Source organism: Acinetobacter sp. B-6, assembly GCF_056930735.1.
The window spans coordinates 1-19,619 of record NZ_JBXPBY010000006.1 but is presented as its reverse complement, the minus strand read 5'-3'; the positions used below and the strand labels follow the sequence as shown (position 1 = coordinate 19,619).

Genomic DNA, 19,619 nt, shown 5'->3' with positions numbered 1-19,619 from the left:
GTTTTTTTCACAACTGCTGGCTTTTTATTTTGTAATAGTGTGTAAAGCGATTAGAATAGCGCCATCTCGCAGCTTCCTCTTTCTGTACCATGTCTGATTCTCATACCTCTTCCGATCAAAAACAGGGTCAAATCGATCTTATTTATGGTTTAAATGATCGTCCAAAACCACTTATCGCATTTTTTGCTGCTTTACAACACTTATTGGCGATTATCGTTCCAATTGTGACCCCAGGTTTACTCATTTGTTTAGCACTAGGCGTATCGCCTCAAGACACCAACATGATTTTATCGATGTCTTTGGTGATTTCAGGGGTAGCTACTTTTTTACAATGCAAAAAAATTGGACCTTTTGGTGCAGGTTTATTGATCGTACAGGGTACAAGCTTTAACTTTATTGGACCAATGATTGGGATTGGTTCTGCAATGGTAGCAGCGGGTACTCCAGTTGAAGCAGTCATGGCTTCTATTTTTGGTGTGGTGATCGCAGGTTCATTTATCGAAATGGGTGTATCACGCATTTTACCTTGGGTGAAAAAACTCATTACACCATTGGTGACAGGAATCGTGGTATTGCTGATTGGATTGACCTTAATTAAAGAAGGTCTTATCAGTATGGGTGGTGGCTATCAAGCAATGGACACCCACACTTTTGCAAGCAAAGATAATCTGATTATGTCATGTACAGTATTGGCGATTATCATCTTGCTCAATCGATTTAAAGTGGTTTGGATTAAGAGTTCTGCAATTTTAATCGCCTTAGTGATTGGATATATTCTTGCAGGCTTTATGGGCTATTTAAATTTTTCAGGCTTAAAAGATGCCCCATTAATTCAAATCCCAACACCTATGCACTTTGGAATTAGTTTCTCTTGGAGTCTGTTTATTCCAATGGCATTCATCTACCTCGTGACCTCTCTAGAAGCAATTGGTGACGTGACTGCGACCTCAAAAATCTCAAACCAACCTGTTGATGGTCCTGTTTGGATGGAGCGAATCAAAGGTGGTGTATTGGTCAATGGTGCAAACTCATTTCTTGCAGGGCTGTTCAATACCTTTCCAAGTTCTGTTTTTGCCCAAAATAATGGTGTGATTCAATTGACAGGTGTTGCGAGTCGATTTGTCGGTATTTGGATTGCGATCATGCTCATCATTCTTGGATTATTTCCAGCTGTTGCTGGAATCATCCAAGCTGTGCCTCAAGCCGTTCTTGGTGGTGCAGTCATGGTGATGTTTGGTGCTGTAGCAGCATCGGGAATTAACATTTTATCTGGAATTCAACTTGACCGTCGTGCCTTGCTGATTATTGCAATTTCACTTGCACTTGGCTTAGGTGTTGCCCAAGTTCCTCAAATTTTAGAACATTTACCAGAATTACCACGCAATATCTTTAGTTCTGGTGTTGCGACAGGCGGACTAGCTGCCTTAATTTTAAATTTAGTTTTGCCTGAAACTAAAAAATAACGAATCAATTCTTTATAATGCCCAGCCTAGACTGGGCATTATTGTTCAATTTTAATGATGGATGGTGAATATGGAGCCAAGAAGTGAAGTTGTCATTCGACAGCATGACTATCTCTCTGGACGTGTTTTATTGGTCAATGCACCAACGGATGATCTACTTTCAAATTTAGCTCATGACATCGAGGCAAGTGTTTGGACTTGGAATTACAATGAGTACCAATATTTCCAAAACCAACAAGCCAACGTGCATTTTGGAACAGACATGGCAGAGGCTGATTTTGATCAAGCTATTGTTTTTGTCCCAAAATCCAAAGAATTACTCAATTATGTTCTGCATCAGTTGGTTGCTCGTTTAGCAATCGGCGCTTCAATCTTTTTGGTTGGAGAAAAGAAAGGCGGTGTTGAACGTGCTGCAAAACAATTATTGCCTTATGGTCAAGCCATAAAATTAGATAGCGCACGTCATTGCCAAATGTGGCAATTGACGACTGATAAAACCGTGACTCCGAAACCGCTCGCACAATGGGCGCAAGAATACAATGTCAGCACGCCTTCGGGTGATCTTCGCATTTGTGCCCTACCTGGTGTATTTAGTCAAAATCGATTAGATATTGGAACTGCTGTACTATTGCCTTATTTGAAACAAGTCACTTCAGGAAAAATTGCTGACTTTGGATGTGGTGCGGGGGTCATCAGCGCATTTCTCTCGAAACTCAATCCTAAAAATCGTATTTTTGCTTTGGATGTTGATGCTTTTGCTTTAGCTTCAACACAAATGACGTTTGAAAAGAATCATCTACCTTTAGAACAACTCGAAATAAAAGCAGTGACTGGAATTGAGGATGCGCCATTGTTTTTACATGCCATCGTCAGCAATCCACCGTTTCACCAAGGTATTCAAACCGACTACAATGCCAGTGAAACACTATGTAAAACTGCAAGACGACATTTAAAATCAGGCGGTGAATTATGGATTGTGGCAAACCGCTTCCTAAATTACCCATTACTCATTGAGCAGAGCTTTGGTCAATGCATTACAAAAGCTGATCAACAAGGCTTTAAAGTGCTATTCGCCAATACTCAAAAAAGCAGTAAGGAATAACGATGAGCGAAACAGATCATCCACAACTCCAGCGTAAGCTTGGAGCACGACATTTAAACATGATCGCGATTGGCGGTTCTATCGGTACAGGATTATTTCTTGCTTCTGGTCAAACCATTGCCACAGCAGGTCCAGGTGGAGCACTACTTGCCTATGTACTGATTGGTATTATGATTTATTTCTTAATGACCAGTTTAGGTGAATTGGCAACCCACAATCCAACTTCAGGTGCATTTTTTACCTATGGTAATAAATATGTAGAAGAAGGCTTTGGATTCGCTCTAGGTTGGAACTATTGGTATAACTGGGCAATTACTGTTGCTTTTGAGCTGGTTGCAGTTCAGTTCATTATGAAGTTTTGGTTTCCCGATATTCCTGGATTCTGGTGGAGTGCAATCTTTCTCGCCATTATCTTCTTTATCAATGCATTAACCGTCAAAGGCTTTGGTGAAAGTGAATTCTTATTCTCCTTGGTCAAAGTCATTGCCATCCTGTTCTTTATTGTGATTGGCTTATTCATGATTGGCAAAATCATGTTAGATCCAACAGATTCAATTACAAAGAATTGGACCATTGGTGATGCACCTTTCGTGGGTGGATTCCAAGCCTTGGTCGGTGTTGCCATGATTGCAGGATTCTCATTTCAGGGAACTGAAATGGTAGGCGTTGCTGCGGGTGAATCTAAAGATCCAAAGAAAACCATTCCGATTGCAATCAAACAGATCTTTTGGCGAATTCTGTTATTCTATATCTTATGTATTTTTATCATCGGTACCTTGGTGGCATATACAGATCCAAATCTTGCTCTTGCTGCTGAAGGCGACGGTAATATTACCCTTTCACCATTTACCTTATTGTACGAAAAAGCAGGATTAGCTTTTGCAGCAGGATTAATGAATGCGGTGATTTTAACTGCGATTATGTCTGCGGGTAATTCGGGCATGTATTCATCAACACGTATGTTATTTGATATGGCTCGTGAAGGAAAAGCACCACGAATTTTCGCTAAACTCGATCTGCGTGGCGTGCCAATGAATGCACTCTATGCCACGACTGCAATTGCAGCACTGTGTTTCTTGACCACCTTTATTGGTGAAAGTGTGGTATTTACGTGGCTGTTAAATATGTCAGGAATGTGTGGTTTTATCGTGTGGTTAGGTATTGCAGTCTCGCATTATCGCTTCCGTAAAGGCTATTTGGCACAAGGTCACAAACTGGAAGATTTAGCGTATCGAGCAAAATTCTTCCCATTTGGTCCTTGGTTTGCATTTATTCTCTGTGCCATTATTATTCTTGGACAAAATTCAGAGGCTATTCTTGCAGGCAAATGGATGAGCGTGCTGTCCACTTATATCAGTATTCCGCTGTTCCTTGTGATTTGGCTTGGTTATAAATGGAAGCATAAAACTAAATTTGTACCTTATGACAAAATGGATGTGAGTCCAATTTCAGTGGAAAAAGAATAAATCAGCGTATTTAGATAAAGCAGCTTTCGAGCTGCTTTATTATTTTTTAGATTGAACGCCCCTGTTTAATCTAAAAAAATTGGCGGGATGGATTGACAAAGTTTTTTTTATTTATAGAATAGCGCCCATTGGATAATATCCAAACAGAATTTTGGTCTTTGATTTTCGAATCAAAAATAAACAGGAGTACGACATGCAACAACTTGAGAAAACATTGAATTAAGATTAAGCAGTCGTCTACTCGCGGACACTGATTTAATCAAAGTGTCCGAATGTCAGTTTCAAACCTAGCATTCGCTAGGTTTTTTATTGCCTATTGAATCCAAGTCATGGATGGGTAATATTTATTTAAAACTTTCGGACAATAAAAATAATTTGCTTAGAGAATGAAAAAATGGGCATACAAATGATTTTGAACGCCAAAGCAGAATATGGCGTTCCTGTAAAAATTTATACTACGGATATAGATGAAGAAAGCCTGACACAGCTACGAAAGATGTCACAGCTGCAATTTATCCACTCGCATATTGCAGTCATGCCTGATGTACATTTAGGTAAAGGGGCTACAGTAGGTAGTGTGATTCCGACTAAAAATGCCATCATTCCTGCTGCTGTGGGTGTGGATATTGGTTGTGGAATGAATGCTTTAAGATTAAGTCTAAAAGCTGCTCAACTTCCAGACAACTTGAGTAGTTTACGTAACGCAATTGAAAGAAAAGTTCCTGTTGGCTTTGAAATACACAAGCAAATTAAAGCCAAAGCATCAACACTTTCTCCTTTAGATAAAAAACTAAAGTTAATTACTGACAAGCATCCAGCATTAAAACGTATGTTACGTAGTTTTGATGTCACTTGGCAGAAACAACTTGGAACTTTAGGGGGTGGAAACCACTTTATTGAACTTTGCCTTGATGAAAATGATGATGTTTGGGTCATGCTACATTCGGGCAGTCGTGGTTTAGGCAATGTGATTGGTACGTATTTTATTGAACGTGCCAAAAAAGAAGCGCAAAACCGTTTTGGTCATGTGCCTGATAAAGACTTGAGCTATTTTGCAGAAGGTTCAAGCAACTTTGATGATTATGTTGAAGCTGTTGAATGGGCACAAGAATATGCTTTTGAAAATCGACGTGAAATGATGCGTTTAATTTTGGAAGCCATTCGCCCATTATTACCCAGCTTTCAGATGACCAAAGAAGCGATTAATTGCCATCATAATTATGTGCAAAAAGAACTTCACTTTGGTGAAGAAGTCTTTGTTACCCGTAAAGGTGCAATACGTGCAGGGCTTGATGAATACGGAATTATTCCGGGGTCAATGGGCGCACAATCCTTTATTGTAAAAGGCAAAGGCAATCCAGATTCATTCTGTTCATGTTCACACGGTGCAGGACGGAAAATGAGTCGAACGAAAGCTAAACATTTGTTCAATCAGCAAGATCTAATCGCACAAACTGCTGGCGTTGAGTGTCGTAAAGACAAAGGCGTAGTAGATGAAATCCCTAGTGCCTATAAAGATATTCATCAAGTTATGGCAAATCAAAGCGATTTGATTGAAGTGGTGCATACCCTTAAACAAGTATTGTGTATTAAAGGCTAAGTCTTAATTGTAGTTAAGCACTTCCTCTTTGTGAGTTTCGATTTGCAAAGAGGAAATCGAACGCAAAGTTAACTGTATCGGAGCTTAGGACAATATTCACGAATGACGATGACCTGTTGGCAAATACCTTCAGCCCGGCATTGTTGTTCAAAAATATTTTTTTGCATTGGATCAAAGCTATCATAAAAACATATTTCTTGATCATCAATTGAATACACCAAGGAGTGATTACCAATCCCTTCTAAGGTGTCATAATAGACAACTATGGCATAACCCTGTTCAATGTTGGTTTGAATATCTTGATAAGTTAAGGGTTGTTCAATAGCCAAACCTAGACGATTTGCCTCTGTGTAATGCTCAATTTCTTTGAAGTGGATATTGGGATCTTCTGCTGTATGAAATACAACATCAAAACCTAATTTTTTAAGCCCAACTGCCAAGCCGATGGTAAATGTTCCATCTTCAGAATCATGCTTGCAAAGCTGAACAAGCGTTTGAATATCAACTTGGATAGCACAATTTTGCATCAGCATCCAGACCGCAAAAATACCACCATTAGCCTCTAAATCCAGTAATTCATCAGGAAGTTGTAGACTCATTCACAATCCAAACACTTAAAAAATCTGAGTAAATCATTATAACGTGTATAGAAAAAAATTGAGTTCTATTGTGAATTTACTTAATTTTTAAAATAACAGTGACCCGTCTATTTTTTGCTTTGCCTTCCGCAGTTTTATTATCTGCGATAGGCTTTGTTGGGCCCAAACCAAGAGTAATCAATTGATCAGGATTAACCTTATATTCACTCACTAAATAATCTTTGACGATATTTGCACGTGTCAATGAGACTTTATTATTTGCAGCCAATGAGCCTGAACTGTCTGTATGTCCTTCGATATTAAGCACAAAATTTTTATTGGTTTGCAATAACTGTGCAGCAACTGATAAAGCTGGGCGATATTGCGGATCGATTTCAGTCGATTTCGGCTGAAAATATATAGAAAGCCCATGTTTCAAAGACTTTACTTCGTTTGGATATTGTTTTTGGATGGAAACAGTATTGCTATTTATGGGCGTAGACGTGCAAGCAGTTAAACTCAACAACATCAATCCTAGAATCACGTATTTCATGACTAACCTATAATTATTGATTTTTGCTTCAGTTTTATTTAGATATTGATCAATTATATGTATTTCCAATAAAAAAGCGACTCAATTGAGTCGCCTTTTTTTAACTAAATAATTAATTATTTAGTTACAGTACGGCTACCAGTGATCGTCGCGAATACACGACGGTTCATAGCACGACCTTCTTTAGTTTTGTTGTCAGCAATCGGTTGATCCCAAGCGAAACCTTGAGTAGACAAACGAGATGCATCAATGTTGTACTCGCTTACAAGCGCTGATTTAACAGAGTTAGCACGAGCTAAAGATAAACGTTCGTTTAACTTACGTGGACCAGTGTTATCTGTGTGACCTTCAATACGAGCAGTCGCATTCGGGAATGTATTCAACGCATCAGCTACTTTAGCAACTTCTGGTTTATACTGATCTTTGATGTTTGATTTGTTTGTATCAAAGAACACACGAAGTTCCATGTTCAAATCTTCAGTAAGAACTTGTGGAGCTGGTTCTACTGGAGTTGGAGCAACTGGAACCACTGGAGCAACTTCTACTACAGGAGCAGCAGGTTTCAAGTGACCACCAAGAACTACGTTAAGACCTGCAAGAGCAGTATAGTTCCAGAATTTTTCGTCAAAGTTATAAGTACCACGAGCTTCAGTACGAAGAGATAAAGCATCGTTTAAGCGCCAGAAAGCACCAACACCCGCGTTACCTAAAGTACCTTCTTCGTTGTTGTGGTAAGACATGTCATCAAGTTTGTACTTGTAATGACCAGCACCTAACAATACGTATGGCTTGATTTTGCTGTCATAGTTTTTAGTGATCAAATCAGAAGTAGCATAGAAGTTACCGTTGATTTGAGTTTGCTTGTATTCAGAACCAGCAACGCCAGTACCGTCAAGATCACCTTTAACTTGGTTATATTCAGCTTCGAAACCTAACCATGGAGTAAGTTCAACACCAAGTGCAGCACCAACGAATAAATCGTCTTGTAACTCAGGACCAGCTGTTAGCTCACCTTTGTCACCACCGTTGTTGTGTTGAGTGTCTTGGAAAGTGTAACCAAGCATTAATGGTGTAACAGTTACACCAGCATTAGCAGCAGCGAGTGGAGCAGCAACAAGCATAGCAAGTGCGATACGACTCAATTTCATGGATATCCTCCAGAGATAACAATTGTTGTTCAAGCCTAGCCTAAAATTTATTGGCTACCCTGAGATAAATTTTAATACCCCAGTATTATTTTTAAGCTACTCACGTTGAATCATACAAACACTTGAGGCTTTTTCCAAGTGCTTGATAACTTTAATCAAGTAAATTATTGACAAAATTACTTACAATTTCCGTTGTAATTCGGTAACTTTCTACTCAATTTTTTTTCGTGAATCGCTTATCTTTTTACTACCTGTATTTTAGCAGTAAAAGAAAGTGATAGTAATAAATATTTTACTACAAAAGCGTTTCAATAAGATTTAATAGACAAGTCATTATTTTTCAAATAAAAAACAATACTTAACAGAAGATTAAAACATGTATTTTTATTGTAAAGAACAAGGTTTTTCTTTGTTTGAGCTTATAAGCATAATTGTTATCGTTGCAATAATTTGCCTAATCAGTTTGCCTTTTTATCATGATTGGATGCAAAAGCAAGAATTTCGATCGATTCATCCCATGATTCAACAGCATGTTTCTTATGCAAGAAGTCAGGCATTGGCACGACGAACAACGGTTGTCATATGTTCGTCGGAAAGCTTGATCCAATGTGAAAAAAACACGTGGCATAAAGGCATAATTATTTTTACAGATCGTAATAAAAATAAGCAGATTGATGATGGCGAGCTCATACTCCTTAAAACTGAAAAAAATATTAAATATGGAACCTTGACTTGGATTGGGAGTGCCAGTAGTCGTGATGTCTTGACCCTTCAAGGTGATACCGGACTACCACGTGGTTCACCAGGCAGTTTTTACTATTGTGGGCATCATGATACTGACAACAATACCCGCTATAAAATCGGACGAATGGCGACTTTAAATAAGGAGCCTACTGAAAAATGTTAAAAACTGTTCTCTAGCGTCTACATATATTGCATATTCAGCATTTATTCTTGCGCTGTTTTTTATATACTGCTTAAGTTTTGGATATATTTAACAAGAATCATGTGGAGATCAGAACAATGACTGACATCGTAATTGTCAATGGTGCACGTACTGCAATGGGTGGTTTTCAAGGTAGCCTAGCCAATGTCACTGCGCCTGAATTAGGTGCTGTAACCATTAAAGAAGCAATTGCGCGCGCTGGTTTACAACCCAATGATGTAGAAGAAGTCATTATGGGTTGTGTACTCCCTGCTGGTTTGAAACAAGGTCCTGCTCGTCAAGCGATGCGTAAAGCTGGCTTACCTGATTCAACAGGTGCAGTCACAATCAATAAACTATGTGGTTCAGGCATGAAAGCTGTTATGCAAGCCGCTGATGCGATTAAAGCAGGTTCTGCCGAGATCATTGTTGCTGGTGGTATGGAGTCGATGACCAACGCACCATATCTACTGCCGAAAGCCCGTGGTGGATATCGTATGGGACATGGTGAAGTCAAAGACCATATGTTCTTTGATGGACTGGAAGATGCTGAAACTGGTCGCTTAATGGGATCTTTTGCACAGGATATGGCGAATAGCAAAGGTTATAGCCGTCAACAAATGGATGACTTTGCCATTCGTTCTTTACAACGTGCTCAAAAAGCCATTACTGAAGGTTGGTTTAAAGACGAAATCGTACCTGTGACTGTTTCAGGTCGTAAAGGTGATGTGGTTATTGATCAAGATGAACAACCGTTTAATGCCAATATTGAAAAAATTCCAACCTTACGTCCAGCATTTGCTAAAGATGGAACCATCACGGCTGCAAATGCCAGCTCAATTTCGGATGGTGCATCTGCTTTAGTTTTAACCTCTACAGATGTTGCACAGGCAAAAGGTCTGCAACCTTTAGCAAAAATTGTGGCTTATGCTTCAAACTCTCAACATCCATCTGAATTTACCATTGCCCCTGTAGGTGCAATCCAAAAAGTTTTAAATAAAACAGGCTGGGATGCTCAAGATGTCGACTTATGGGAAATCAATGAAGCTTTTGCTATGGTCACCATGTGTCCAATCGATGAATTCAAATTAGATGCAGAAAAAGTCAACATCAATGGTGGCGCCTGCGCATTAGGACATCCTGTAGGCTCAACAGGCTCACGCATTATCTTGACGTTGATCCATGCATTAAAACGTACAGGTGGCAAAAAAGGTATTGCAGCATTGTGTATTGGTGGTGGTGAAGCAACCGCTGTGGCGATTGAAATTCTTTAAGCTTTTTCTCATAGATTAAAACTCACTGAAATAAAAAGGCATCACCATTATGGTTGATGCCTTTTTATTTCATCTTATTTCATCGTCATTCGATAAAAAAACAAAATCCACCCCACGCCTCTGTTAAAAGGCTCAAGCCTATATGTTACCAATCAATATGATTCACTTCATATCAATAGAATATCTTTGCTTTTTTTCATCAGCCAATCTTGCCTAACATTGCGATCGTGAGGCGACATGAATGTCTTCATGTTGAGCGGGAGTATATGAGCAAAAACAAGGCTCTGTTTTGTTTACAGTGCAAGAAGACCGTTAAAAAAAATGGTTGAGTAAAGTAACGCTTCTCCTGCGCAAATCGATTAAAACTTTTCTCAAAATATAAGACTGTAAATGCGCCTTGTTTATACCATGTAAATTTTCAAGAATGCTATGATTTATACCGCTCTTTGTTCAAGATGACATTGTTTCATATATAAAAATAAAGGCAGCCCGACTGATGCCCCACCCATCAGTGAAGCAATGACAGGAACCCATAATCTATTCATTTTCAGTTGTTGACCATCCTGTATCACCATAACGACAATCACCACAACAGTGACAATGACATCTAGCCATGCAAATGCTGCGATTGGATTATCAATAATTTGCTGAAAAAACAGGGTTAAGTTTAATCCATGTTGATTTAACCACAGGATAAATTGTGAGAATGGAAGGATGATTCCAAGGAGAGTCAATAGCGCGTATATTCTTTTCATGATTATTCCTTTCTAATTAAATTGACCTTATTTTCAAAAGATTTAAATATAACCTGAGTTCGATAAAAATCCTTGATGAAAGATGATACATCCAAACCGCCTGATTATTCATACAAGTGATTTGGATGATTCATTTATTTTGTACTTTTCAATCATAGATGGTCTTGCTATCGTGAGGCGACATGGATGTCGCCATGTTGAGCGGGGGTATGAGGATGTACCCCTCGCTCAACGAAAGATTTTTGTCACTTTTCATCTCTGAAAAGTGAGGCATCCCTACGCAAAACAATTTAAACTTTAGAAGTAAAGCGTGGCAGTGCAAGCTTTAGATCATCAAACAATCTATTGATCGCCTTCATTTTATTGATCAAGAGAAATGAAACGCTATTGATGGTTGCACTTGCGGAGCTCCGCTCCTCATTCTAAAATTGGATGAAAAGGTAGCAAGAATCCATAGAGATTTATTATTTTTCAATTAGTTGAAGATTTAATTACATCGAACTCAGGTTAAATATAAATAAATATCAAAAATATACCACGCATTGATCAAAATCTCTAATCAGCTTTTTTGTCTTAGTAAAAAGTATTTAATATTGAGATAAATCTAAACATTGAAGAAACATATACGGGGCTTCTATTACTGGGCACCATCTTAGCGATTTGATTGAAACGCTAAAATAAAGTATCTCGTGATAAGCTTGAACTTGGTATATTTATTTCTAAGCCACACTAGAAGATTCAGAATAAATAAAATTTAGCCATACACTAAAATCATCTCAGAACTTAACTCAATAAACACTAAGGTTTCAATATCTCGCCATGAACCATCCACAGACTTATTAAGACTCTAAACGCTTTGGTTCAGGAATAGGGGCAATATAGGCGATGAGTAACATCACAAAACCTGCTCCCAAAAACGATATGACTCGGGTCAGTGTGCCGATATGAGATAAATCAAGCAAAACCAGCTTCAAGGTCACAATGACCAGAATGCTGCCACCTAAAATCCATACAGGACGTAATTGTTTACGGCTGGCAAAACTCATACTAATCAACGCCAGGCTCACCCAAAGTAAGGTCAAACTTAATTGTGCCGTCGCATCTTGCCATAAATCCAATTGATTATAAGGTGTAGCAAAATACACATGTAGCGCACGCAGAACCATATAACTACTTAACCAAAGTAGACTTAAAACCGACAAAACAGCCAGAATACCTTGGTCTGTACCCTGTTGTAGAGCCAGCTTCTGTTGCAAGTTGAGCATCCATAAAAAGCCCATTAACATTGCAATACTCACCAAATCAAATGGATTCAAGATTGGCAATAAATAACCTTGAAAAGCCTGTTGAGAAAATAATTGCGAACAGATGATCCATATCAGCATCAGCGCCAAACTGGTTCGTGTTTGCCAAAAAATTTTCCAATCCGCACTTTTCTGAATAAAGCACCACCCACAAAACAATAAAGGTAATATCACGACACTAATATAAGGTGTATAAGGAATTAAAGTTAAGCTAGCTAAGCTTAAACTGATTAAAACGCCTAAACTTCCCCACTCTTCCATAAAGCGTAGCGCATGAAAAGGTCTTAACCATAGTGTGGTCAATATCAATCCTGCTAATGTCATTCCCCATCGATCAATGTCAGTTTGCCAAACCAATACACCATTTTGACTTATATCTAATAAAAGAATCAGTGCAAAAACATAAATAGGAATAATACCAATCCACTTGGGGATCAACCATGTTGATAATGCTTTTAACTTGAGCATCAATTCATTCATCAACAGATAAGTAGCGCTGAGTATCAGCAATGTGTATATGTAGCGATAAGCACCATTAAAATAGTCAAGCAGTAGAATAAGCAACATCGACGTTGCTGCAATCATCAATAAACTCAGAAATAAGGTAGACAGCGCATTCAGTTGCTGTCGAAATGTCTCACGACTATTACCCAATAACACTGCAAAAATATAACTAATACATAAATACCAGTACATTGTGGTTGGGAAGCTTGGCAGTTTAAATAAATAATACAGGCTTGTTGCCCCTGCAACGACCATCAATGCCATCGCCAAATAACGGCTAATTGCTGATTGTCGATATAATGCATAACCCCATATACATAACCCTTCGAGTACCCATCCGACTACACTCCATTGCCCATGTAATAAAATAGGTGGAATCAAAGCCATAAAGATCAAGGCAAGACTAAAATAACTCTGTGAAATCAATTGAATCGACTGATTACGTTTTGAAAATTGATAAATTCCTGCGAAAAGCGCAGCAAAAGCTAAACTAAAACTCGCCAATAACATGCTTTGATGAAAATAAAGCAAATATAAAAAAAGATAGCTGACAATCGGAGCACCAAAAATCAAGGCAATATCTAAACTCGGTTTAAGCTTAAATTGTTCAACATCTTGTTTGGCAATTAGTTGGCTGAAACGGAAACCCAACCAAATAAAAACAGCTGTATGCGCAAAAATTAAAAGGGTAAGTGTCTGTTTGTCTTGTAAATCACCATAACCAATTGCATAGACACTCCCAACGATTGCTGTAACCAAGAAACCGATTTGATTCAGATATATCCACGGTCTCAAAGTGCTCATTATCGCAATTGCAATATTAATCAGCAAATAATAGGTTAAAAGCTCAACGACAGTGGCGTCGCGTACGGGTAAGGTAAAGGGTGCAATGTAGGCAATTGACATTGCCATAAGTGCCAATTCAACACTTTGCTGCTTTAAGCTTAAGCTGAGTGTAATTAGCATAATCATAACAAAGCAAAGACTTGCCAGATAAATATTAGGAATTACATGGGTATAATATGCAAAAAATAAGGTGAGAGATAATCCAGCAAGCCCCAATCCCTCCAGTGCCAATGCAAAACTACGACTTTTACTTTGCAGACTCAAACCAAGTGTAGTAATTGCGATACTCGATAAAGCAACCAATGTGAGTTTAATCACGAGACTCAATTGCCAATGTTCTGTTGCAAAACGCAGTAACAGTATAATGCCAATGACCAACACTAATATGGCAACTTTCAGTACAGGATTCCCCTTAAAAATCCAATCTTGAATTTGTGAAATCAAACTCGTTGCGGAATCTCGTGGCACTTCTTCAGATTGCGTTGAAGGAATTGAGAATGAAGCAGTTGATCGATTCGCAGAATATTCAAGCGACTGAATTTGTATCTGAACTTGTGTGAGATAACGTTCTAGACGCCTCAACCATCTAAGAAAAAAGAAAATCCATGCCGTTAAACCTAGCCCCATCATCCAACTCAAATGTAGGGTTAATCCGACAACAGCAATGATAGAAGAAATATAGAGCGGGACTTTTGAGGTACTATGTAACGGTAAATGCATGCTTTGGGCGATATCTAACATCGGATTTTGAATCGCATCGACATAGTGCATTACACTCATAACAAAAGCTAAACCACAGAGATAAGTCAATACGTGTGCATCTAAAAACCATGCACTCACCGCAATAATGATGAGCATCATTAACCAGATAATGCGAATTTCACTCTGCCCTTTCAGCATATTTTTACTTTCTTCATCCTCAATATATTGATCATACAACAGCATTCCAACATGATTCTGTTAATTCATCAGATATTCAGTAACACAAGCACGATGGTTGCCACTACGCAACAGAGAAAAATCACGTACAATAAAGCGGTAATTTGAATTAGGAAAATATCAATGCCACCATTTGTATTGGTCGATGGGTCATACTTTTTATTTCGTGCCTTTCACGCACTCCCACCTCTAACAACATCAACGGGATTACAGACCAATGCGATTCGTGGAGCAATCTCGGCAATCCAAAAGCTTATGCGTCGTGTACAACCAACCCATATGGCTGTTATTTTCGACACACCTGAACCGACTTTTCGTCATCAGCTTTCACCGATTTATAAAGGTGATCGTCCAAGTATGCCTGAAGAATTATCCCAACAAATTCCTTATTTACATGCGTTAATTCGCGCCTTAGGGATTCCACTTCATACCCTTCCAGGTGCTGAAGCTGATGACATTATCGGTACCTTAGCCAAACGTGCTGAAAAAGAAGGTTATCAAGTTTTGATCTCAACTGGCGATAAAGACATGGCGCAGTTGGTGACAGATAAAGTGACATTGGAAGACAGTTTCAAAGACAAACCAATGGATGTTGATGGTGTCATTGAAAAATTTGGAGTACGTCCAGATCAGATTATTGATTATCTTACTTTAATGGGAGACGCATCAGATGGTATTCGTGGGGTTCCTGGGGTAGGTGCAAAAACTGCCGCCAAGCTTTTAAATGAATATGGTTCAATCGATGGCATTTTAAAAAATGTGGACAATATCAAGGGGAAAGTTGGACAAAGTCTAAAAGACAATGTTGATGGGATTACTCTTGATCATCAACTTGCCAGCATCATCATTGACCTTGATTTAAACATCAGCTATGAAGACTTAAAACTTTGCGATCCTGATGTTGAAGCATTGCGCAACTTATATACAGAGCTTGAGTTCCGTAACCAATTACAGTCTTTAGATCATCCCAATAATCCCAATAGTTCAACCTATAAACAAACTGCACAAAGTGCCATCAAAACTGAACAAGCTGTTGAAAGTGAAATCACCGATCAAGCCACAAGTTCAAGTGTCGATGACCGTTTAGGTGAAGCAACGTATCATACTGTATTAAGTCAAGATGTTTGGGACAAAGTATTCCAGCGTTTAAGTACGGCAAAACGCTTTGCAATTGATACAGAAACCACAAGTTTGGATTATCGTGTTGCTGAAATGGTAGGTTTCTCGCTTGCATTCGATGCGCATGATGCCTATTACATCCCTTTAGCACATGATTATGAAGGTGCGCCACAGCAACTCAATCGCGAAACAATCATTCAACAAATTAAACCTATTTTAGAAGATCCAAATATTGAAAAAATTGGGCATCATTTAAAATATGATGCGCATATTTTTGAAAACCATGGGATTCATCTACAAGGTTGGTTCTTTGACACCATGTTGGCATCTTATGTGTTGAACTCAGTAGCAACTCGTCATGGTATGGATGATGTTGCTCGTGTTTATCTGAGTCATTTAACGACAACCTTTGAACAGGTTGCGGGTAAAGGGGCGAAGCAAAAAACTTTTAATCAAATTGATATTGAAACTGCTGGTCATTACGCAGCAGAAGATGCGCATGTCACTTATCGCCTTTATGAAGTATTAGAACGAAAACTCAAAGAAATTCCTGAGCTCAGCGGAATTTTACACAATATTGAAATGCCTGTTGCCAGCGTTCTGACCAGTATGGAAGAAAATGGCATTGAGCTAGATTTAAAATTTTTGGATCAACTCAGTGTTGATTTCGCCAATACAATTCAAAACCTTGAAAATCAAATTATTGAGATCGCTGGTGAATCTTTTAATGTCGGTTCACCAAAGCAAGTGGGTGAAGTCTTATTTGAAAAACTGGGTTTAAAAGGGGGCAAGAAAACAGCAACAGGACAATACAGTACCTCTGAGGCTGTCTTGGAAAAAATTGATCATCCAATTACCCAACTAATCATTGAGTATCGTGGTTTAACCAAATTGCGAAGTACTTATACTGAGGCTTTGGTCAAACAAGCGAATAATGATACCCACCGAGTACATACGAGCTATCATCAAGCGCTAACTGCAACTGGTCGTTTATCTTCAACAGATCCGAACTTACAAAATATTCCAATACGTGAAGAAATTGGACGACAAATTCGTAAAGCATTTATTGCGCCCAAAGGTCGTGTGTTACTCGCTGCCGATTATTCTCAAATTGAATTACGTTTAATGGCACATTTTTCGCAAGATGAGGCTTTAGTCGATGCCTTTAAAAATGGGCAAGATGTACACCGCCGCACAGCATCTGAAGTATTGGGCGTTGCTCTTGAAAATGTGACTTCTGACCAACGTCGTCAAGCGAAAGCAGTGAACTTTGGCTTATTGTATGGGATGTCTGAGTTTGGCTTGATTCGTCAATTGGGCTTTACCCGTGAAGAATCACAAAACTACATCAAACAATATTTCCACCGTTATCCAGGCATTTATGAGTATATGCAACGTACTCGTCAGGTCGCTTTGGAGCAAGGTTTTGTTGAAACCATTACAGGCCGTCGTTTATATACACCAGATATTGATGCACGGAATATGATGGTGCGCAAAGGTGCTGAACGTGCTGCAATTAATGCACCATTGCAAGGCTCAGCAGCAGAAATCATCAAAATGGCAATGATTGAAGTTGATAAAATCCTACCTAAAGATCAAGCAAAACTTCTTTTACAGGTTCACGATGAATTGGTGTTTGAAGTCGATGAAGCTGTTGCCGATCAAGTGGCTGAACAGATTAAAGATGTCATGCAAAAAGTTGTGACTTTATCTGTCCCTTTGGAGGTTGAGGTTGGTCAAGGCAAGAACTGGGGAGAAGCACATTAAGTAAGCCCAGTTTTTAATCTATTCTCTTTATAATGGAGCGTAGATTAAAACATATCCTTCGCATCTCAAGATTAAGATGGAAGTCAAATCAAAGCACTTCTATCTTAATTGCGTGGACTATTTTTAGAATCAATTATTTGGGCTTTTGTTGTTGATCAACTTATCCTAGACACAATCAACGTGATCTTCAGTATATAGCTTTGTTGATCCGCCTTTACAGTAAATCTGTATTTTTTCAACTCTTCGCGTAATGGTTGATAAAGATGAGATTTTGCTGGATGAATGAGATTTAATATTTTAGATTGATTTTCCAATATATTCTGTCAAATAAAAATGCCCCACAAATGGAGCATTTTTATTTATAAAAAATTAGAATTTAATCTATCAAAGCCAAGAATACTTAACCGATCACAATTTGCTGATTAATCATATCCATTAAATCTATTTTACTCTTACCTTCAATAATTAATATATCCGCCCATTCATGCTGAGTATTTAAACTACCATCACGATCTACTTTGAGTACGGCATTACCACGACCATCATCTTCAATTTTGATAAATTCGCCAATATTACTTTTATCTGAAAGTAAGCCATCAAAGAAATCAGAACTGAATTCAATTTTATCGTTTGATTGGTAATCCACCCAAACATCAGTACCATTGCCGCCAGTAGCATCAGCATTGACAAGCACATCATACATGATGGTGTCATTACCACGACCTGTAGAAATAATATCATTGCCAGAACCGCCATAAATAATATCATTACCTGCACCTGCAATAATAATGTCATCACCGGCACCTCCATAGATCGTATCATTCCCACCCTTAGTGACTGGGTCATTCGCATCAGCTTCAACAAATTTCTTATAATTTTCTTTCACAAAATCATAAATTTGCTGTTGGGTTGGTTCTGCTCCACTTGTGACTTCTGCTTTTAAATACGCAATCAGTGTTGAATAACCTGAATATTGTGGATGCATCAAAGGATCTCTACCTGACCATGTAATCCAGTTGGTATTCATCGCGTCACCAAACAAGATATCATCACCTGCACCACCTTTAATGGTATCGCTGCCTACATCAGCAGGTACAAAGTTTTCTGAACCGCCGATCAAATATGCAATGAGTTTATCCGCATCAGCAATTGCTTTCGCTTCTCCATGATTTGAACCACTCCAAGCACCAGGTAGCTTGTTTCCATTCGCATCTGTATTGTCGTAGCGTGACACAGTTGCATCACTTACAGCACTACTCACACCAACAGCAAAGACTTTACTTTGATCAGCCAATGGACGGAAGGCGCTATCTAGTGTGTTTTGCGAACTATTTGGCTCACCATCCGTAATATAATATGTTTGATTTTCAAAGTTAGCATCAGACACATCATTGAACCAATTTACAGCTTTATTAAAACCTATTTCAGGATAAGTCCCGCCTCCTGCTTGAAGCCCATCATTTTTCCCAGTTCCAATATCCGCAAAGATTTGATCAATATTGTCTACGCTTACATTGGTAAAGACTTTATTGACGGTGTTTCCAAGACCATTATTTGCTGAAAAAGATGCGATTTGTAAATTAATCGTACCGTCATGATCAACCATCTGTTGAATAAAGGCTTTTAAACCTTTCTTGGCAATTTCAAGACGCGTTTCGCCTTCTGGAACACTCGCGCCATTTCTAATCGTTCCTGCCATATTAAATAGCATACTTCCTGACAAGTCTAAAACGATGGATACGTTATAGTTCTTTCCAGCCACAAAGTTTGTTTTTAAGCCACCCGTGTCTCCTGCGATTAAATCATCACCTGATGTACCAATGATGGAGTTATCCCCATTTGTCACACCTGTTGACTGATCATTTTTGATCACAGGATCAACTGTTTCTACGTCATGATCTTGAATCGTATTTCCATTACGATCATTGGTTTTTGCAACAACATCTACTGTAGAACCTTGCGTACCTGTTGCAATACCATCTGCTGGCGTTAACTCATAAACATAATGACCATTTGAATCTGTTTGAACCGTTCTATCAACTTCAACTTGTTCTCCATTTTCATCATAGCCCTTGATAGTAATCACCACATCGCTATTCGGTGCAACATCCGTGGTGGTTCCAGTGATTTTACCCGCTGTATTGATCTCAACCGTAATCTCAGCTGTGACCAAGTCTAAGCCAGTATCGTCAGGCGTACTTGGATCGTTGTCGTTATCGCCTTGACCTGCAAGATGATCGGTGGCTGGTCCAACTCCTTGACCGTTGCGATCTGTA

Annotated in this window: 13 protein-coding genes; 7 read left to right on the top strand and 6 right to left on the bottom strand. The window is 38.7% G+C overall.

What is annotated here, in order from left to right:
* Nucleotides 1-89 precede the first annotated feature (89 nt).
* The 4 genes from AC1Z3T_RS08720 (at nt 90) to AC1Z3T_RS08705 (ending at nt 5,631) form a co-directional block, all read left to right on the top strand.
* A complete protein-coding gene (locus tag AC1Z3T_RS08720; RefSeq protein ID WP_004829925.1) occupies nt 90-1,463 on the top strand; it encodes a uracil-xanthine permease family protein in 1,374 nt (457 codons plus the stop codon).
* Nucleotides 1,464-1,533: 70 nt separating this feature from the next.
* On the top strand, nt 1,534-2,565 hold the full coding sequence (locus tag AC1Z3T_RS08715) for a class I SAM-dependent methyltransferase (RefSeq protein WP_042085817.1): 1,032 nt from the start codon (nt 1,534-1,536) through the stop codon (nt 2,563-2,565).
* Between the two features lie 2 nt (nt 2,566-2,567).
* Nucleotides 2,568-4,031 (top strand): amino acid permease, encoded by a 1,464-nt coding sequence (locus AC1Z3T_RS08710; protein ID WP_004829930.1) that lies wholly within the window; start codon nt 2,568-2,570, stop codon nt 4,029-4,031.
* A gap of 394 nt (nt 4,032-4,425) precedes the next feature.
* On the top strand, nt 4,426-5,631 hold the full coding sequence (locus AC1Z3T_RS08705) for an RtcB family protein (protein ID WP_151798210.1): 1,206 nt from the start codon (nt 4,426-4,428) through the stop codon (nt 5,629-5,631).
* 68 nt (nt 5,632-5,699) lie between these two features.
* On the opposite strand, the gene AC1Z3T_RS08700 is transcribed toward AC1Z3T_RS08705, so the two are convergent.
* The 3 genes from AC1Z3T_RS08700 to omp38 all read right to left on the bottom strand — a co-directional run bounded on the left by AC1Z3T_RS08700 (nt 5,700) and on the right by omp38 (nt 7,910).
* Entirely contained in the window at nt 5,700-6,230 is a 531-nt protein-coding gene (locus AC1Z3T_RS08700; RefSeq protein WP_009585932.1) for a hypothetical protein, read from the bottom strand.
* 76 nt (nt 6,231-6,306) lie between these two features.
* Nucleotides 6,307-6,762 (bottom strand): OmpA family protein, encoded by a 456-nt coding sequence (locus AC1Z3T_RS08695; protein ID WP_009585935.1) that lies wholly within the window; start codon nt 6,760-6,762, stop codon nt 6,307-6,309.
* A 116-nt stretch (nt 6,763-6,878) separates the two neighbouring features.
* Complete coding sequence (omp38, locus tag AC1Z3T_RS08690; protein WP_042085823.1) at nt 6,879-7,910, bottom strand: outer membrane protein Omp38; 1,032 nt, start codon at nt 7,908-7,910, stop codon at nt 6,879-6,881.
* Nucleotides 7,911-8,394: 484 nt separating this feature from the next.
* On the opposite strand from omp38, the gene AC1Z3T_RS08685 reads away from it, so the two are divergent.
* Together AC1Z3T_RS08685 and AC1Z3T_RS08680 are read left to right on the top strand one after the other, a co-directional pair.
* On the top strand, nt 8,395-8,817 hold the full coding sequence (locus AC1Z3T_RS08685; protein ID WP_227549134.1) for a GspH/FimT family protein: 423 nt from the start codon (nt 8,395-8,397) through the stop codon (nt 8,815-8,817).
* 116 nt (nt 8,818-8,933) lie between these two features.
* The gene (locus tag AC1Z3T_RS08680; RefSeq protein WP_046759536.1) at nt 8,934-10,109 is read left to right on the top strand and encodes a thiolase family protein; all 1,176 of its coding nucleotides are present in this window, start codon (nt 8,934-8,936) and stop codon (nt 10,107-10,109) included.
* Nucleotides 10,110-10,543: 434 nt separating this feature from the next.
* On the opposite strand, the gene AC1Z3T_RS08675 is transcribed toward AC1Z3T_RS08680, so the two are convergent.
* Together AC1Z3T_RS08675 and AC1Z3T_RS08670 are read right to left on the bottom strand one after the other, a co-directional pair.
* Entirely contained in the window at nt 10,544-10,864 is a 321-nt protein-coding gene (locus AC1Z3T_RS08675; protein ID WP_005033541.1) for a DUF2834 domain-containing protein, read from the bottom strand.
* Nucleotides 10,865-11,703: 839 nt separating this feature from the next.
* On the bottom strand, nt 11,704-14,418 hold the full coding sequence (locus AC1Z3T_RS08670; RefSeq protein ID WP_419320541.1) for a DUF2339 domain-containing protein: 2,715 nt from the start codon (nt 14,416-14,418) through the stop codon (nt 11,704-11,706).
* A gap of 162 nt (nt 14,419-14,580) precedes the next feature.
* On the opposite strand from AC1Z3T_RS08670, the gene polA reads away from it, so the two are divergent.
* Nucleotides 14,581-17,343, top strand: a complete 2,763-nt coding sequence (gene polA, locus AC1Z3T_RS08665) for a DNA polymerase I (RefSeq protein WP_199958520.1) — start codon at nt 14,581-14,583, stop codon at nt 17,341-17,343.
* Nucleotides 17,344-17,743: 400 nt separating this feature from the next.
* On the opposite strand, the gene AC1Z3T_RS08660 is transcribed toward polA, so the two are convergent.
* Nucleotides 17,744-19,619 (bottom strand): type I secretion protein (locus AC1Z3T_RS08660; protein WP_483396581.1); only part of this gene is annotated, 1,876 nt, incomplete at its 5' end.

What these genes read in the sequence shown, in the direction of transcription:
- AC1Z3T_RS08720 (WP_004829925.1), top strand. Translation starts at nt 90, where the DNA reads ATGTCTGATTCTCATACCTCTTCCGATCAAAAACAGGGTCAAATCGAT.
- AC1Z3T_RS08715 (WP_042085817.1), top strand. Translation starts at nt 1,534, where the DNA reads ATGGAGCCAAGAAGTGAAGTTGTCATTCGACAGCATGACTATCTCTCT.
- AC1Z3T_RS08710 (WP_004829930.1), top strand. Translation starts at nt 2,568, where the DNA reads ATGAGCGAAACAGATCATCCACAACTCCAGCGTAAGCTTGGAGCACGA.
- AC1Z3T_RS08705 (WP_151798210.1), top strand. Translation starts at nt 4,426, where the DNA reads ATGGGCATACAAATGATTTTGAACGCCAAAGCAGAATATGGCGTTCCT.
- AC1Z3T_RS08700 (WP_009585932.1), bottom strand. Translation starts at nt 6,230, where the DNA reads ATGAGTCTACAACTTCCTGATGAATTACTGGATTTAGAGGCTAATGGT.
- AC1Z3T_RS08695 (WP_009585935.1), bottom strand. Translation starts at nt 6,762, where the DNA reads ATGAAATACGTGATTCTAGGATTGATGTTGTTGAGTTTAACTGCTTGC.
- omp38 (WP_042085823.1), bottom strand. Translation starts at nt 7,910, where the DNA reads ATGAAATTGAGTCGTATCGCACTTGCTATGCTTGTTGCTGCTCCACTC.
- AC1Z3T_RS08685 (WP_227549134.1), top strand. Translation starts at nt 8,395, where the DNA reads ATGCAAAAGCAAGAATTTCGATCGATTCATCCCATGATTCAACAGCAT.
- AC1Z3T_RS08680 (WP_046759536.1), top strand. Translation starts at nt 8,934, where the DNA reads ATGACTGACATCGTAATTGTCAATGGTGCACGTACTGCAATGGGTGGT.
- AC1Z3T_RS08675 (WP_005033541.1), bottom strand. Translation starts at nt 10,864, where the DNA reads ATGAAAAGAATATACGCGCTATTGACTCTCCTTGGAATCATCCTTCCA.
- AC1Z3T_RS08670 (WP_419320541.1), bottom strand. Translation starts at nt 14,418, where the DNA reads ATGCTGAAAGGGCAGAGTGAAATTCGCATTATCTGGTTAATGATGCTC.
- polA (WP_199958520.1), top strand. Translation starts at nt 14,581, where the DNA reads ATGCCACCATTTGTATTGGTCGATGGGTCATACTTTTTATTTCGTGCC.